15 protein-coding genes are annotated in these 14781 nt (G+C 73.4%); 9 read left to right on the forward strand and 6 right to left on the reverse strand.

Annotation, left to right across the window (positions count from 1 at the left end; translation table 11 throughout):
* Positions 1–37: 37 nt before the first annotated feature.
* Positions 38–604 (forward strand): HhH-GPD-type base excision DNA repair protein, encoded by a 567-nt coding sequence (locus AB0A74_RS33840; RefSeq protein WP_358255976.1) that lies wholly within the window; start codon positions 38–40, stop codon positions 602–604.
* Positions 605–894: 290 nt separating this feature from the next.
* On the opposite strand, the gene AB0A74_RS33845 is transcribed toward AB0A74_RS33840, so the two are convergent.
* Positions 895–2091 carry an MFS transporter gene (locus tag AB0A74_RS33845; RefSeq protein ID WP_358255978.1) on the reverse strand — a complete coding sequence of 399 codons (1197 nt, stop codon included), beginning with the start codon at positions 2089–2091 and terminating at the stop codon, positions 895–897.
* A gap of 81 nt (positions 2092–2172) precedes the next feature.
* Between AB0A74_RS33845 and AB0A74_RS33850 the strand changes: the two genes are divergently transcribed.
* The 6 genes from AB0A74_RS33850 (at position 2173) to AB0A74_RS33875 (ending at position 5802) form a co-directional block, all read left to right on the forward strand.
* The gene (locus tag AB0A74_RS33850) at positions 2173–2493 is read left to right on the forward strand and encodes a helix-turn-helix domain-containing protein (RefSeq protein WP_358255980.1); all 321 of its coding nucleotides are present in this window, start codon (positions 2173–2175) and stop codon (positions 2491–2493) included.
* Positions 2494–2585: 92 nt separating this feature from the next.
* Complete coding sequence (locus AB0A74_RS33855) at positions 2586–3362, forward strand: ABC-2 family transporter protein (protein WP_358255982.1); 777 nt, start codon at positions 2586–2588, stop codon at positions 3360–3362.
* Positions 3355–4149 (forward strand): ABC-2 family transporter protein, encoded by a 795-nt coding sequence (locus AB0A74_RS33860; protein ID WP_358255984.1) that lies wholly within the window; start codon positions 3355–3357, stop codon positions 4147–4149. Before AB0A74_RS33855 ends, AB0A74_RS33860 begins: the two co-directional genes overlap by 8 nt.
* The gene (locus tag AB0A74_RS33865) at positions 4146–5102 is read left to right on the forward strand and encodes an ATP-binding cassette domain-containing protein (protein ID WP_358255986.1); all 957 of its coding nucleotides are present in this window, start codon (positions 4146–4148) and stop codon (positions 5100–5102) included. Before AB0A74_RS33860 ends, AB0A74_RS33865 begins: the two co-directional genes overlap by 4 nt.
* A gap of 45 nt (positions 5103–5147) precedes the next feature.
* On the forward strand, positions 5148–5543 hold the full coding sequence (locus tag AB0A74_RS33870) for a bacteriophage spanin2 family protein (RefSeq protein WP_358255988.1): 396 nt from the start codon (positions 5148–5150) through the stop codon (positions 5541–5543).
* A gap of 67 nt (positions 5544–5610) precedes the next feature.
* Entirely contained in the window at positions 5611–5802 is a 192-nt protein-coding gene (locus AB0A74_RS33875; protein ID WP_121225142.1) for a DUF1918 domain-containing protein, read from the forward strand.
* A gap of 131 nt (positions 5803–5933) precedes the next feature.
* On the opposite strand, the gene AB0A74_RS33880 is transcribed toward AB0A74_RS33875, so the two are convergent.
* Positions 5934–6620, reverse strand: a complete 687-nt coding sequence (locus AB0A74_RS33880; RefSeq protein ID WP_358255990.1) for a TetR/AcrR family transcriptional regulator — start codon at positions 6618–6620, stop codon at positions 5934–5936.
* 74 nt (positions 6621–6694) lie between these two features.
* Between AB0A74_RS33880 and AB0A74_RS33885 the strand changes: the two genes are divergently transcribed.
* Positions 6695–7603 carry an NAD-dependent epimerase/dehydratase family protein gene (locus AB0A74_RS33885; RefSeq protein WP_358255992.1) on the forward strand — a complete coding sequence of 303 codons (909 nt, stop codon included), beginning with the start codon at positions 6695–6697 and terminating at the stop codon, positions 7601–7603.
* Positions 7604–7609: 6 nt separating this feature from the next.
* Here AB0A74_RS33885 and AB0A74_RS33890 read toward each other — a convergent pair whose 3' ends face one another.
* Both AB0A74_RS33890 and AB0A74_RS33895 read right to left on the reverse strand, forming a co-directional pair.
* Positions 7610–8425 (reverse strand): inositol monophosphatase family protein, encoded by an 816-nt coding sequence (locus AB0A74_RS33890; protein WP_358255994.1) that lies wholly within the window; start codon positions 8423–8425, stop codon positions 7610–7612.
* A gap of 63 nt (positions 8426–8488) precedes the next feature.
* Positions 8489–9478, reverse strand: a complete 990-nt coding sequence (locus AB0A74_RS33895; RefSeq protein ID WP_358255995.1) for a malate dehydrogenase — start codon at positions 9476–9478, stop codon at positions 8489–8491.
* Positions 9479–9637: 159 nt separating this feature from the next.
* On the opposite strand from AB0A74_RS33895, the gene AB0A74_RS33900 reads away from it, so the two are divergent.
* Positions 9638–10228, forward strand: a complete 591-nt coding sequence (locus tag AB0A74_RS33900) for a pentapeptide repeat-containing protein (protein WP_358255997.1) — start codon at positions 9638–9640, stop codon at positions 10226–10228.
* Here the strand turns inward: AB0A74_RS33900 and AB0A74_RS33905 are convergent.
* On the reverse strand, positions 10222–13404 hold the full coding sequence (locus AB0A74_RS33905) for a TNT domain-containing protein (RefSeq protein WP_358255999.1): 3183 nt from the start codon (positions 13402–13404) through the stop codon (positions 10222–10224). The two genes, AB0A74_RS33900 and AB0A74_RS33905, sit on opposite strands and share 7 nt — an antisense overlap.
* A 74-nt stretch (positions 13405–13478) precedes the next feature.
* The gene (locus tag AB0A74_RS33910) at positions 13479–14654 is read right to left on the reverse strand and encodes a TNT domain-containing protein (RefSeq protein ID WP_358256000.1); all 1176 of its coding nucleotides are present in this window, start codon (positions 14652–14654) and stop codon (positions 13479–13481) included.
* Between the last annotated feature and the right edge of the window lie 127 nt (positions 14655–14781).

The raw sequence follows: 14781 nt of genomic DNA on the forward strand, positions 1-14781 counted from the left end.
ACCAGCGCCCCCAGCCCCACCGTGGGATGCTTCGCCCATGACCCGCAAGGTGTGCTTGGCCCAGAACCCCGAGGCCGACGAACTCCTGGCCACGGACATGTTCGCCCTGCTCGTCGGCATGTTGCTGGACCAGCAGATCCCGATGGAGAAGGCGTTCAGCGGGCCCAGGGTGTTGGCTGGCCGGATGGGTGGGTGGTCGCCGCGGCTGGTGGCTGAGGCGGGTGAGGAGGAGTTCGCCGGGTTCATGGCCACGCCTCCCGCCGTGCACCGGTTCCCCGGGTCGATGGGCAAGCGGGTGCAGGCGTTGGCTCGGGCCGTGGTGGAGGAGTACGACGGGGACGTTTCGCGGATCTGGGCCGACGGGGACGGGAAGGTCGTGCTCAAGCGGTTGAAGGCGTTGCCCGGGTTCGGGGACCAGAAGGCGCGGATCTTCCTCGCCCTGTTGGGCAAGCAGTTCGGGGTCGAGCCGGACGGGTGGCGGGAGGCGGCCGGGGCTTACGGCGAGGCCGGCAGTCGGCGGAGCGTGGCCGACGTCGTGGATTCCGTGTCGCTCGGACAGGTCCGGGAGTTCAAGAAGGCGGCCAAGGCGGCGGCCAAGGGCTGAGGTTGGAGTCCCGGCGTGCAGTCGCCGGGGGGTGGCCGATCCCACGCCGTGGGGGCAGGGCGGGTTCGCCACCGTGTACCGGCCACCTGCCGGACGAGCGGCGGAACGAGCGGTGGGACGGGCTGCGGGGTGCCGCCGCCGCGGTTGGAGGCCTGCGCCACCGGGTTCTGCGTCGCCGGACCCACCTGTTGCGTGTGCACGGCCGCCGCCATGAAGGCCGACACGCGGCCGACCGTGGACACGTCCACCTGGGAGATCACGGCGATCGCCTTCAGCGAGGGCGATCGCGGCTACTTCCACTGCTTCGCCAAGGACCCCGAGCTCGGCGAGACGACCACCAGCGCCTTCGGCTCCTGAGGCTTGAGCGCGAAGACCACCAACCCGAGCGCCACCACGGACAGCACGGACGCGATCGGGGCCAACGGCAGCAGCCCCACCAGGCTGATCACCAACCCGCCGACCACGCCCGACAGCCCGACGCCGAGGTAGATCGCGGAAGCGTTGAGGGACAACAACAAGCCGCTGTTCCGCGGGGCGAGCGCGATCAGCCACGCCTGGATCGGCGGGTTCGCCGACCACGTCAGCGCGCCCCACAGGAACAACGCGATCGCCGCGCCCGGCACGGTCGTCATGGTCAGCGGCAGGGTCGCCAGCACCACCGTGAACGCGCTGAACAGCACGATCAGCACCGGCCGCGTCTCGAACCGGTCGGTGAGCCGGCCGCCCGCCCAGTTGCCGAACACGCCGCCGACGCCGTACGCGACGAGGAGCAGGCTGATCGCGAGGCCGTCCACGTGCGCGGTCGCCGTGAGCAGGGGCGCGATGTAGTTGAAGACGCTGAACACCGCGAGGCACGCCAGCACGGTCAGCACCAGGACGGTGATCACGCGCCGGTCCGCGGCCGGGGCGAAACGCTCGCGCAGCGCGACGGCCGGCGGTGCCTCGACCCGCGGCAGACCGACCCGCACGGCCACCGCGGCCACCGCCGTCACGGCCGCGATGAGCCCGAAGACGCCCTGGTACCCGAGCGGTTCGCCGAGGAGGTTGCCCGCCGGCACGCCCAGGACCAGCGAGAACGTCAGACCACCGAACACCAGCGCCACCGCGCGGCCCCGGCGGTCGGGCGGGGACAGGACGGTGGCGACGAGCGTGGCCGCGGGCGTGAACACGGCCGCGCCGAGGGCGCTGACCACGCGGGCGACCAGCAGCAACGGGTAGTTCGGGGCGAACGCCGCGAGCAGGTTGCCCACGGCGGACACCGCCAGGGCGACGACCAGCAGCGTGCGGCGCTCCCACCGGCCGGTCAGCGCGGCGAGCAGCGGTGACGAGAGCGCGTAGGCGATGGCGAACGCGGTGAGCAGTTGGCCGGCGGTGGCGTGCGAGACGCCCAGCTCGTGGCTCACGGCCGGCAGGACGCCGGACACGATGTACCCGCTCGTGCCGATGGTGAACGCACCGGCGGTGAGCAGGTAGGTGCGGGCAGACATGAGTCGGAGCTCCCCCAGTCGCTTGGTGTTTCGACGGTGACCGTACTACGAGATTCATCGAAATACGATGGTCGTCGTAAGATGTCCCGCATGACCGCAGTGCTGCCGCACCCCGAGCGCGACGAGATCCGGATCGAGGCGGTGCTCCACGCCCTGGCCGACCCGGTGCGGCTGCACATCGTGCGCGAGCTGGCGCGCACACGGGAAGGGCTGTCCTGCGGGGTGCAGCTGGACCTGGGGATCAGCGCGTCCACCCTGACCCACCACGTGCGCACGCTGCGCGAGGCCGGCGTAGTCCGCGTGCAGCCGCGGGGGACGGCCCGGATCAGCACCCTGCGCCGCGAGGACCTGGACGCCCTCTACCCGGGCCTGCTCAACGGCATCCTCGCCGCGCCCCGCTAGCCCCCGAGCCGGCGGGGCGGGGCGTCGAGGACGGAAGCCGGCCGGTGCGGGTCGGGTAAATCCGGTTGCCGGCGGGCCTAGGGTCGAAAGACGTGCGCGCCTACGCCCATCTCGCGCTCGCCGGATTCCGCCGTTACTCCACCTACCGCCAAGCGATGTTCGCCGGGCTCGCCGCGAACGTCGTCTTCGGCCTGCTCCGCACCGCCGTCCTCGTCGCCACCGTCGGCGCCGCGCCGGTCGCCGGGTACGACGCCGCCTCCGTCGTCACCTACGTGTGGCTCGGTCAAGGACTGCTCGCCTTCGTCGTCCTCTGGGGCGAATCCCAACTGTCCGAACGCATCCGCACCGGTGACGTCGTCGTGGACCTGTACCGCCCCTGGCACCTGCAGGCCGCGCTGCTCGCCGAGGACGTCGGGCGGGCCGCGTACGCCGCCGCCGTCCGGCTCGTCCCGCCGGTCGCGATCGGTGCGCTGCTCTTCCCCTTCCGCTGGCCGGCGCCGCACACCTGGCCGCTGTTCGCGGTCAGCGCCGTGCTCGCGCTGGTCATCAGCTTCGGCCTGCGGTTCATCCTCAACTGCACCGCCTTCTGGCTGCTCGACAGCCGGGGTGTGCGCAACATGTACGAGGTGGCCAGCGGGCTGGTGTGCGGGTTGATCGTGCCGCTGGCCTTCATGCCCGAGTGGGCGCGGGGCGTCCTCTGGGCCACGCCCTTCCCCTACCTCATCCAGGCGCCGATCGACGTCTTCCTCGAACGAGGTCCACAGTGGACGGTCATCGCGCTGCAAGCGTTCTGGGCCGTCGTCGTGCTGGCGGCGGGGCACTTCGTGTTGTCGCGGGCCGTGCGGAAGGTAGTGGTGCAGGGTGGTTGAGACCTACGTCCGGTTGCTGGTCGCACGCCTGCGCGGGCAGTTCGCGTACCGGACGTCCTTCGTCCTCGAAGTCCTCGCGCAGGCCCTGGTGCAGGCGATCGAACTCGCCGCCATCACGATCGTGTTCAGCCACGTCAAGGCGCTCGGCGGGTTCGACGTGCACGAGGTGGTCCTCATGTACGCGATCGCCGCGACGGCGTTCGGGTTCGCCGACCTCACCGCCGGCCAGCTCAACGAGCTGCCGAACTACATCCGCACCGGCTCGTTCGACGTGCTCCTGTTGCGCCCCTTGGGAACCCTGCCCCAGGTCATGGTCGCGGACATCCGCCTCAAGCGCATCGGCCGCATCCTGTTCGGGCTCGCCGCGATGGCCTACGCCCTCAGCCGCAACGACATCGCGTGGTCGCCGGCCAAGGTCGTGCTCGTCGCCGTCGCACCGCTCGCCGGCGCGGTGATCTTCGGGTCGGTGTGGGTGGTGGCGTGCGCGGTGTGCTTCTGGCTGGTCGAGGGGCAGGAGCTGGCCAACACCGTCACCTACGGCAGCAACACCTTCACCTCCTACCCCGTCACCGTCTACTCCGGTTGGCTGCGCCGGTTCATGGCGTTCGTCGTGCCCGGCGCGTTCGTCGCCTACTACCCCGGGCTCGCCCTGCTCGGCCGGGCCGACCCGCTGGGCGGCCCGGTGGTCCTGGGTTGGATCTCACCGCTGGTCGCACTGGTCACCGCCGTCGGCGCGGGGCTGGTGTGGCGGTTCGCCGTTCGCCACTACCGAGGGACCGGGTCATGATCGAAGTCCGCGAGCTGTGCCGCGAGTTCACCGTCACCACCAAGGCCGGGCGGTTCCGGCGACGGCGCCACCGGGTGCGCGCGGTGGACTCGGTCAGCTTCGACGTCGCCGCGGGCGAGGCCGTCGGGTACGTCGGGCCCAACGGCGCGGGCAAGTCCACCACGATCAAGATGCTCACCGGCATCCTCGTGCCGACCTCCGGGCACGTGCGGGTCGCCGGCGTGGACCCGGCGCGGGCCCGGCGGGACCTCGCGCGCCGGATCGGCGTGGTGTTCGGGCAGCGCAGCCAGCTGTGGTGGGACCTGCCGCTGCGGGACAGCTTCGACCTGCTGCGCTCGATCTACCGGGTGGACGCCCGCGACCACGCCCGCCGCCTGGCCGAGTGCGTCGAGCTGCTGGACCTCGCGGACTTCCTGGACCGGCCGGTGCGGCAACTGTCGCTGGGCCAGCGGATGCGCGGCGAGGTCACCGCGGCCCTGCTGCACGGCCCGGAGCTGCTGGTCCTGGACGAGCCGACGATCGGCCTGGACCTGGAGTCCAAGGAGCGGCTGCGCGAGTTCCTGGCCGACCTGAACACCCAGCGCGGCACCACGCTCCTGCTCACCACCCACGACCTGGACGACATCGAACGGCTGTGCCCGCGGCTGGTGGTGATCGACCGCGGCACCGTGCTCGCCGACGGGCCGCTGGAGGCGCTGCGGGCGGAGGTCGTGCCGGAGCGTGTCCTGGTCGTGGACCTGGAGAAGCCGGCGGAACCGCTCACGGGCATCGCGGGCGTGGTGGACGTGCGCACCGATCTCGGCGGGTTGCGACAGCACCTCACGTTCCGCAAGGGCGAGACGACCGCCGCGGCCGTCATCGCCGCCGTCGCGGCCCGCGCCGACGTGCACGACCTGGTGGTCGAGGAACCCGAGATCGACGATGTGGTGCGCCGGCTGTACGCGCGTCGGTAGAGTCGGGCGAAACGGTCACGCACCACCTATTCAGGGGAGTCCACCATGCGCGCAGGTCGTCCGGTCGCCACCATCCTGCTGGCACTGGGACTCGTCGGCGCGGTGTCCGGGTGCGAGGCCGTGCAGCAGGCGCAGGACACCGCGAACTCCGTCGGCCAGGCCGCCGACAAGGCGCAACTGTGCCTGGACGCGCTCGCCCTCGCCGGCTTCACCCCGAACACCGCCGACCCGCAGAAGGCGGTCCAGGAGACCCAGGCCAAGGCGGCGGAGCTGGAGAAACTGGCCGCGCAGGCCGGTGACGCCACGCTCAAGGACGCCATCAACGGCGTGTCCGACACCATGGGCCAGCTGACCGTCAACGACCTCGACCCGGCCAAGCTCGCCGAGTGGACGTCCAAGAAGCTGGAGACGGTGAACAAGCTGTCCCAGGCTTGCGGCTGAGCGGAAACGTCAGGCTGTCGGTACCTTCGGAGGCGTCCTACGCTGTGACGCACCGGAGGTGTTGCAGATGCACGCGACAGTAGGCGACCGGTTGCACGTCCACAGCCGCGCTGTGGGTCTCGACGAGCGGGTGGGCGAGATCCTGGAGGTGCGCGGCGAGGAGGGTGCGCCCCCGTACCTGGTCCGCTTCTCCGACGGCCACGAGGGGCTGGTCTACCCCGGCCCCGACTGCCTGGTGGAGCCCCGGACCGGCGACTAGCCGACCGAGCCGACCGGGTTCGCGCGAGCTGGCCGGATGTGCGCCGAGCCGGCCGGGTCTGTGCCGTGTCCGCGCCGGGGTCTGCGCCGTGTCCGCCACGCCCGCGCCGAGCCTGCGCCGGATTCGCGTGGCTAGTCCGGCAGCAGGGACTCGACCTCGGCGCGGTACAGCAGGGCCGGGTCGAAGCCCATCGGCCCGAACTGGCCCGCGACCTCCAGGCTCAGCACGCCGTGCAGCCTGGTGAAGGCCCGCAGCCCGGTCAGCAGCACGGTCGGGTGCAGCCCGCCCTCGCCCCGCGCCGCCGCCCACTCCTGCAACTGCCGCGCGAACGGCGAGTCCGCCGCCTGCCACGACCGGTCCACCGGGGGCAGGGCCGCTGACGCCTCATCGAGCACGCTCAGGAACGCGCTCATCGTGCGGTGCGCCAGGGCGATCGTGTCGTGCGGCGCGTGGTAGCCCGGCAGGGGTGTGCCGAACAGCAGCAGGTAGCGGTGCGGTTGCGCCAGCGCCCACGCGCGGAACGCGTCCGCGAAGCTGTGCACCCGGTAGCGGTGCGGCCTGCCCGCGGTTCCCTCCACCGCCGCCTCGACCTGGTCCGCGAGGTCGCTCCACGCGTCCCGGACCAGGTCGTTGAGCAGGTCGTCGCGGTTCTTGAAGTACCGGTAGAGCGCCGGCCCCGTCACGCCCATGCGCTTGGCGATGGCGTTGACCGAGATGCCGCCGACGCCCTGCTCCGCCAGTTGCTCCAGCGCGATGCGCTTGGCCTCCTCCTTCGTCTCCTCGCGGTACTTCACGCGCCGGTCGTTGACCACCCGCACCCCACCTCCTTGAGAAGCACTCTAACTTGTGTTAGAACTTCTAACACAAGTTAGAGCATCTCAGGGGAGCGGTCATGACGGTCGTGGTGTTGGGCGCGGGGCGGGGCATCGGGTACGAGGTCGCGCGGCAGTTGGTGGCGGACGGTCGCGAGGTGCGGGCCGTGACGCGCTCCGGCGGTGTGCCGAAGGGCGCGGAGGACGTGCGGGCGGACCTGATGGACCGCGAGTCGGCGGTCAAGGCGGCGGCCGGCGCGTCGGTGGTCCACCTGGCGGCCAACGTCCCGTACACGAGCTGGGCCGACATGCTGCCCACGATGTTCGACAACGCGGTCGCCGCCGCCGAGTCCGCCGGGGCCAAGCTCGTGCTCGCGGACAACCTCTACTCGTACGGCCCGGTGCCCGAGCCGTACGACGAGACCACCCCGGAACGCCCGGTCGGCCCGAAGGAGAAGCTGCGCAGCGCGCTGGGCAAGCGCCTGCGGACCGCGTCCGTGCCGGTGGTGCTGGCCCGCTCCAGCGACTACTACGGCCCGGACGGCCACGGCTCGCTGCCCGGCGAACTGGTGCTCAAGCCGCTGGCGGCGGGCCGGCAGCCGTTCTGGTTCGGCCCGCTCGACGTGCGGCACACCTTCGCCTACCTGGCCGACACCGCCCGCGCGCAGATCGTGCTCGGCGACGACCCGAGGGCCGACGGCCGGGTCTGGCACACCCCCGCGGCGCGGACCCTGACCGTGCGGGAGTTCATCGCCCTGGCCGGGCGGGTCGTCGGCAAGCGGGCCAAGCCGATCGCGCTGCCGCACGCGGCCGTGCAGGTCATGGCGTTGTTCGACAAGCGGGTGCGCGGCATGGGCGAGCTGGCCCACCAGCGCACCAAGCCGTGGGTCGTGGACCACTCCGCGTACGAGAAGACCTTCGGCCCGCTGCCGGTGACGCCGCACGAGGAGGCCATCGCCAAGACCGTCGAGTGGTACCGCACCCGCTGAGCGGAGTCAGCCCAGGATCGTGGTGATCAGCTCGTCGGCCAGGGCCGGGGTCGCGGCGGCGATGCCGGACCAGCGGCGGGTCAGGTCGAGGTCGAAGGTGAGCGGGCGGCCGTGGAGGTCGAGCAGCGCGCCACCGGCCGCCGGGACCGTGACCAGGGCGGCGATCAGGTCCATCAGGCGGTGGGTGTCCGAGCCGGGGTCGGCGAAGGCGTCCACCGAACCCTCCGCCACCAACATCGTCTCCAGGCACGTCGTGCACAGCACGCGGATGCGGTCGGCGGCGTTGGCGAGGCGCATCCAAGCCTCTTCGGTGCCGCGCTTGGGTCGCATCAGGCACACCGACGCGCCCTTGAGGACCGTCCGACCCGACGTGCGGAACGGCGTCTGCTCCCCCGCCTTCGCCGACCACGCCCGGCCGGTGTCGAACCAGACGGTCAGGGCCTCCACCGGCTCCTCGTCCAGCACCAAGGCTCCCGCGAAGCACGACAGGGGGACGCCGAGCGCCGCGTTGGCCGACCCGTCCACGGGGTCGATGACCAGGGTCGCGGCGGACCCGTTGTCCACGAACCCGGCCTCCTCCGACAGCAGGTTCGCGCCCGCCGCCGTGGCCGCTTCCAGGATCGCCGCCTCCACGATCGCGTCCACCCGCATGGTGGGCGTGCCGTCCGCGCCACCCGCGACCTCTTCCCGCAGTTCCGCACGGGTGTGCGCGGCACGGGCCTCCTGGTAGGCGCGAGACGCCGCGCGGGCCGTGGCGGCCAGGGCGGGGTGGACGTCGGGCGACAGCTCGGGCTGCGGGACGGGCCACGGGTTCTTGGTCACGACACCAGCCTTCCACGAAGAAAGCCCCCGCGTCCGGGACGCGGGGGCTCTCGTTCAGGACGCTCAGATCAGGCCCAGGGCCTTCACCGCGTCGCGCTCCTCGACCAGCTCGGCCACGGAGGCGTCGATGCGGGCGCGGGAGAAGTCGTCGATCTCCAGGCCCTGCACGATCTCGTAGCGGCCGTCCTTCGAGACCACCGGGAACGACGAGATCAGGCCCTCCGGCACGCCGTAGGAGCCGTCGGACACGACCGCCGCCGACGTCCAGTCGCCCTCGGGGGTGCCGTTGACCCACGAGTACACGTGGTCGATCGCCGCGTTCGCCGCCGACGCCGCCGAGGACGCGCCACGCGCCTCGATGATCGCCGCGCCGCGCTTGGCCACGGTCGGGATGAAGGTGTTCTCCAGCCAGTCCTGGTCGTTCACGGCCTGGGCCGCGACCTGGCCGTTGACCTCGGCGTGGAACAGGTCCGGGTACTGGGTGGCCGAGTGGTTGCCCCAGATGGTGAGCTTCTTGATGTCGCCGACCGTGACGCCGAGCTTCTTCGCGAGCTGCGAGAGGGCGCGGTTGTGGTCGAGGCGGGTCATCGCGGTGAAGCGCTCGGCCGGGACGTCCGGGGCGTGCTGCTGGGCGATGAGGGCGTTGGTGTTGGCCGGGTTGCCGACGACCAGCACGCGGACGTCGTCCGCCGCGCCCGCGTTGATGGCCTCGCCCTGCGGCTTGAAGATGCCGCCGTTGGCCTCCAGCAGGTCGCCCCGCTCCATGCCCTTGGTGCGCGGGCGGGCGCCGACGAGCAGGGCGATGTTCACGCCGTCGAACGCCGTCTTGGCGTCGTCGGTGATGTCGATGCCGGACAGCAGCGGGAAGGCGCAGTCGTCCAGCTCCATCGCGGTGCCCTCGGCGGCCTTGACGGCCTGCGGGATCTCCAGCAGGCGCAGGCGGACCGGGACATCGGGGCCCAGCAGGTGGCCGGAGGCGATGCGGAACAGCAGTGCGTAGCCGATCTGGCCGGCCGCACCGGTGACGGTGACGTTCACGGGCGTGCGGGTCATGAGCCTTCCCGAATGACGATCCAACGGCTTCAGTCCTCGGGCACGACCACTAGGCAGGCAGCACCTGTCAGCGGCGGTCTCTACTCCGGGACCGGCGCATCGGGCGGTTTGCCCGACGCGGTGAGGTTACCAACCGGCGAACGATGACAAGGTGTGACAGTGGACATCATCGTCGGGGACGACTTCAGCGACGCCAACCTGGTGGGGCAGCGGTGGGAGGGGCGCGCGTTCCAGCGGTGCGACTTCACCGACGCCGACCTGCGCCGGCTGGTGACGTCGGGCTGCACCTTCACCGAGTGCACGTTCGACCGCACCGACCTCGGGGCGTCCGAGCACTCGGCGACGGCGTTCCGGTCGTGCACGTTCCGGGGCGCGACGCTGGCGTCCGCGACGTTCACCTCGTGCACGTGGCTCGGGTCGGTGTTCGTGGACTGCGTGCTGCGGCCGGTGGAGCTGGTCGAGACCGATCTCACGTTGGCCGGGTTGTCGCGGGCGCGGTTGCGGGAGGTGTCGTTGCGCGGGGTGCGGCTGCGCGAGGCCAACCTGGAGGACGCCGACCTGCGCGACGCCGACCTCCGGGACGCCGACCTCACCGGCGCCCGGCTGCGCGGGTGCGTGTTCGAGGGCGCGGACCTGCGCGGGGCGCGGGTGGACGCGAACGGGCTGGTCGCCGCGTCCCTGCGGGGCGCCGTGGTCGACGTCGGGCTGGCGGTCGCCTTCGCCGCCGCCCACGGCGTCCGCGTTCAGTGAGCCGGGGCCTCCTGGTTGGCGACCTCGACCAGGACGCCGTCGGCGATCATGTCGTCCACCGACTTGGGGAGCAGGTACGCGGTGCCGCCGCCGGGCTGCTCGAACCACGGCACGGCGACGCCGGTCAGCACCTCGACCGGGCGGCGCAGGCGGTAGACGCGGTACGGGCGGTTGATCCACGACGGGACCAGTGAGCGCTCCTCGAACGGGGTGCCGGCGACGTAGACCAGGTTGCCGGAGCCGTCGCCGAAGCGGTCGATCTCCATGCCGGAGGGCAGCTCGACCATCTTCTTGTGGCGGAAGAGGGTGAGCGGGGGTTCACCGTTGAGCGGGGTGATCGGCCACTGGCGGGAGGCGGGCTTGGGGGCCTCCGGCTGCTGCGGCGGCGGGGGCGGCGGGGTCGGGCGGCGCGGCGGTTCCTCGCGGAAACCGTTGGTCAGCGGCGGGCGGTCCTCGCGGAAGCCCTCACCGGGTGCGCGGAGGGGTTCCTCGCGGAAGCCGTCCACCGGCGGCCGGTGCGGCTCGTCGCGGAAGGGTTCGCCGTTCAGGGGCTGGCGGTGGGGTTCCTCGCGGAAGGGTTCGCCGTTGAGCGGCGGGCGCGGGGGTTGGGGGCGCGGGGGCGGGGGCGGGAGGGGGCGCGGGGCGCGGCGGCCGGTCAGGACGAGCTTGCCGACCAGGTAGGCGGCGGCGTCCTCGACGCGGTCGAAGCGGACCGGGTTGGTCGGGCCGTGGTCGAACCAGGAGACCTCCCAGTCGCGGCCCTCGGTGCGCAGCACCCACGTGCGGTCGGCCGGTTCGCCGAACCGGTACGCGGCGGGCGGCACGTCCAGCTCGTCCAGCGCGCGGCGCACCCCGGACAGCTGCTGCTCCTCCTCCGGCGTGACCTGGCGCGGCTCCACCGGCGCGGGCGGCTCCGGCTCCTCGAAGCGCTCCGGTTCGGCCGCCTCGAAGCGCTCCGGTTCCGGTGCCTCGAAGCGCTCGGGCTCGCGCGCCTCGAAGCGCTCGGCCTCGAAGCGGGGCTGCTCCGCCGGCTCGAAGTGCTGCGGCTCCGGGTCCTCGAAGCGCGGCTGCTCCTCGGTGAAGCCCTCGTCGAAGTGGTCCTGCTGGTACCGGTCGCCCTCGTGGAACTGGTCGAACTCGGTGGTCTCCTCGACGGCACCGGGCCGGTCCTCGGCCTCGGCCACCGGCTCCGCGGCGTACTCCGGCTCCCCGGCGTACTCCGGCTCCTCGGCGTACTCCGGCTCCCCGGCGTACTTCGGCTCCTCGGCGTACTCCGGCTCCTCGGCGTACTCCGGCTCCTCCGCCACCGGCTCCTCGGCGGCGGGCTCGTCGGTGACGACGCCGACCTCCGCGGTCTCCTCGGCGGGGCGCGGCTCCTCCTCGGCGAACGGGTTCCACGCCTGGGTGGTCTCGACGTCCTCGGCGTCCCGGTCGTACTGGGCGGGCGCGAAGAGGTCCATGCCGTCCACGTAGGACTCGCGGCGGTACCGGTCGTCGATGACCGGGCCGTCCTCCTCGAACCGGACCCGGTAGGGCGGGCCGCTGTCGGCGAACTCGACGCGGTCGGAGCGCAGCTCGGTGAGGTTGGCGGTCTCCTCGACGTCCGCGCGCTGGGGCTGCTCGACGGGCTCGGCCGGCAGCTCCGGCAGCGGGGCGGCGACCGTCCGGGCCTCCGCCGGCTCGTCGTGCGGCTGCTCGGCGAACGCCTCGAACGGCTCGGGGACGTCCGCGACGGGCAGCACGGTGTCGCGGGGCGCGGCGGGCGCGCCGAGGTTCGCGGCGGCGGCGACCCGGGCGTCCTCGGGGACCTCGGGCAGCACGTAGTCGTTCGCCTTGGCCCGCTCGACCAGCTCGGGCTCGGGCGGCACGCCGTAGGCGCGCAGGTAGTAGCCGACCGCGGCGGGCCAGATCCAGTGGCCGTCGGTCTGGAAGGCGACCGGCACGACGGCGGGGGCGTCGGGGTTGAGGACGTCGGCGTCGAAGCCGCGCCCGATCACCGCGACGGGCGCGCGGTCGAGGTAGCTCAGCAGCAGCTCGCGCTCGCCCTCGGGCACGGGCGGGCGGTTCACCGACGGCCGGCCACCGGGGCCCGCGCCGTCGAACACGCGGGCGGTGCGGAAGCCGCGCGGGGGGACGGGGGCGGCGCCGGGCAGGCCGGAGCCGGGGGTGGACGGACCGGGCAGACCGGCCCCGGGTGTCGAGGGACCGGGCAGGCCGCCGGGGGTGGACGGACCGGGCAGGCCGCCGGGCGGGGTCGAGGGGCCGCCCGGCGCGGACGGGCCGGGGAGGCCGCCGGCGGGGGCCGGCGGGCCGGCGGGCGTGGTCGGCAGGCCGGGGACGTGCGCGTCGTGACCCGGGTCCACCGGGGCGGGCGCGCCGAAGTCGTGCGGCTCGTGGGCGGCGGGCGCGACCTCGTGCGGGGGCGGCGGGAAGAGCTGCGTCTCCTGGGCCGCGTCGAAGCCGTGCGGGTCGTGACCGGTGTCGTGGGGCGCGCCGAACGGGTGCGGCTCGTGGGCCGCGTCGAAGGCGTGCGGGTCGTGGGCCGGGTCGTGCGGCGCGCCGAACGGGTCGTGGCCGGCGTCGTGCGGTGCCCCGAAGGGGTGCGGCTCGTGGGCGGCGTCGAAGGCGTGCGGCTCGTGGCCCGGGGTGGGCTGGAGCGGTTGGCCGCCGGGGGGCGTGGGCGGACCGGGCTGGGCGGGCAGGGCCGGGCCCGGCGGGGTCTGCGGCGCCGGTTGCTGCGCGGTCAGGCGGCGGCGCAGCCAGTCCGGCACGTTCTCCTCGGTGCGCGGGAAGAAGCGGATCTCGTCCACGTACGCCTGCGGCGGCGGTGGCGTCTGCCACGCGGGCTCGGCGCGGTCGAAGTCGAGGTTGTAGCTGGACGGGTGGTCGAGCTGGTAGCGGGCGTTCGACCAGCTCCCCCGGCCCTCCCGGTACATGCCCGCGCGCAGCCGCGCGAACAGGCCGGCCACCTCCTGCGGCGGCTGCCAGGCGCGCAGCGCGCCGTCCGCCCCCCGCACCTCGGCGGCCAGCTCGAAGTACCGGCCGGTGGCCCGGTACTCGGCAGTGACGTGGCGCCAGTCCTCCGGAGCGGCCCGCATCAGCGTGAGGCCGATCTGCTTGACCAGCGCGTCCTGCTCGGTCGGGTTCAACGGCTTCGGCTCGGACACGCCCACCATCTTCCCCCGCGACTCACCGTGCGCGCACGGGACCCCGTTGCGCCGAACGGACGAACCACGGGGTGCGACCGTCCCTAGACCGCCGGTGGCGGCGTCGTGGCCTTGTCGATCTCCTGCAGCCGACCGTCGGCGAGCAGGTCGCGCACGGACGCCACGAGGAAGTACCCGGTGCCCCCGCCGGCCTGCCCGAACCACGGCACGGCGACGCCCTTCACCGCCGGCACCGGTTGCCGGACGCGATACACGTGGTAGTGGCGGTTCAGCCAATCCGGTGGCAGCGAGCGCTGGCCGAACATCGTGCCCGCCGCGTAGACGAGGTTGCCGCTCTCCGCCCCGAACCGGTCCAGTTCGGTCCCGGCGGGCAGCACGACGGCCTCCCGGTCGCGGAACAGCGACAGCGGCGGCTCGTCGGGCAGCGGCTGGATGTCCGCCACGGGCTGCACCACCGGCTGCGCGGCCTGCGCCCGGCCGCCGGCGCGCTCGGCGTCCCGGTCGTCGCGCCACAGCAGCTCGGCGAGCAGCACCTTCGCCGCGTCCACGGCGTGCTCGTAGACCTTGGGCCGGCCGTGCGGGCCGCGGTCGGCGTCCCAGAACTGGACCTGCCAGCCGGACGGTCCGGGCGCGGGCTCCAGCACCAGGGCGTCCGGGCGGGGCTCGACCAGGCCGTACTCGTGCTCGGCGACGCCGAAGTGGTCGAGGCGGGCCTTGAGCCGGTCCAGGGCGCGGCGGTCCGCGTCGGTGATCACGCGCGGGGTGTGCGGGGGCAGCGGCGCGCTCTCGGCCTGGCCGGTGGCGACGGCGGTCGCGGCGGCCTCGGCCTCCGGGGACACCGGCGGGACGGCGTAGCCGTTGTCGCGGATGTGCTGGACGAGCTGCGGCACCGGCGGGACGTGGTGGTGGCGCAGGTAGTAGGCCACGCCGCCGGACCACACCCAGGTGCCGTCGGTATGGAAGGACAGCGGCACGCCGGGGGTCGCGTCCGGGGTGAACACGTCCTTGCCGTAGGAGCGGGCGGCCAGCACGACCGGCGCGCCCTCCAGGTAGGCGAGGAGGTCGTCCAGCTCCTGCGGGTGGGGGCGGGGGCGGTCGGCGAAGGTCGGCACGCCCTGCGCGTCGAGGCCGTCGAACAGCGGCGCGGCGACCAGGTCGGCGGAGCCCTCGGCCGGGGACTGCACCGGGATCTGCGCGGTCGGCGGCTCGGAGACCTCGCCGGACCCGGGGGTGGACCCGGCCGGCGGCTCGGCGACCACCGGGGCGGCCTGCGGGTCGGCGGCGGGCGGGGCGGCAATTGGAAGCGTTCCAACGTCTCCGGGCGCTCGGAGAGCCAGCCGTAGAAGTCCAGGGCGGGCTTGCCGGTGCGGATCGAGTCCTCCAGGC

It is taken from the genome of Saccharothrix sp. NPDC042600, assembly GCF_040647305.1.
Taxonomy (GTDB): Bacteria; Actinomycetota; Actinomycetes; order Mycobacteriales; family Pseudonocardiaceae; genus Actinosynnema; species Actinosynnema mutabilis.

What these genes read in the sequence shown, in the direction of transcription:
- AB0A74_RS33840 (WP_358255976.1), top strand. Translation starts at nt 38, where the DNA reads ATGACCCGCAAGGTGTGCTTGGCCCAGAACCCCGAGGCCGACGAACTC.
- AB0A74_RS33845 (WP_358255978.1), bottom strand. Translation starts at nt 2,091, where the DNA reads ATGTCTGCCCGCACCTACCTGCTCACCGCCGGTGCGTTCACCATCGGC.
- AB0A74_RS33850 (WP_358255980.1), top strand. Translation starts at nt 2,173, where the DNA reads ATGTCCCGCATGACCGCAGTGCTGCCGCACCCCGAGCGCGACGAGATC.
- AB0A74_RS33865 (WP_358255986.1), top strand. Translation starts at nt 4,146, where the DNA reads ATGATCGAAGTCCGCGAGCTGTGCCGCGAGTTCACCGTCACCACCAAG.
- AB0A74_RS33870 (WP_358255988.1), top strand. Translation starts at nt 5,148, where the DNA reads ATGCGCGCAGGTCGTCCGGTCGCCACCATCCTGCTGGCACTGGGACTC.
- AB0A74_RS33875 (WP_121225142.1), top strand. Translation starts at nt 5,611, where the DNA reads ATGCACGCGACAGTAGGCGACCGGTTGCACGTCCACAGCCGCGCTGTG.
- AB0A74_RS33885 (WP_358255992.1), top strand. Translation starts at nt 6,695, where the DNA reads ATGACGGTCGTGGTGTTGGGCGCGGGGCGGGGCATCGGGTACGAGGTC.
- AB0A74_RS33895 (WP_358255995.1), bottom strand. Translation starts at nt 9,478, where the DNA reads ATGACCCGCACGCCCGTGAACGTCACCGTCACCGGTGCGGCCGGCCAG.
- AB0A74_RS33905 (WP_358255999.1), bottom strand. Translation starts at nt 13,404, where the DNA reads ATGGTGGGCGTGTCCGAGCCGAAGCCGTTGAACCCGACCGAGCAGGAC.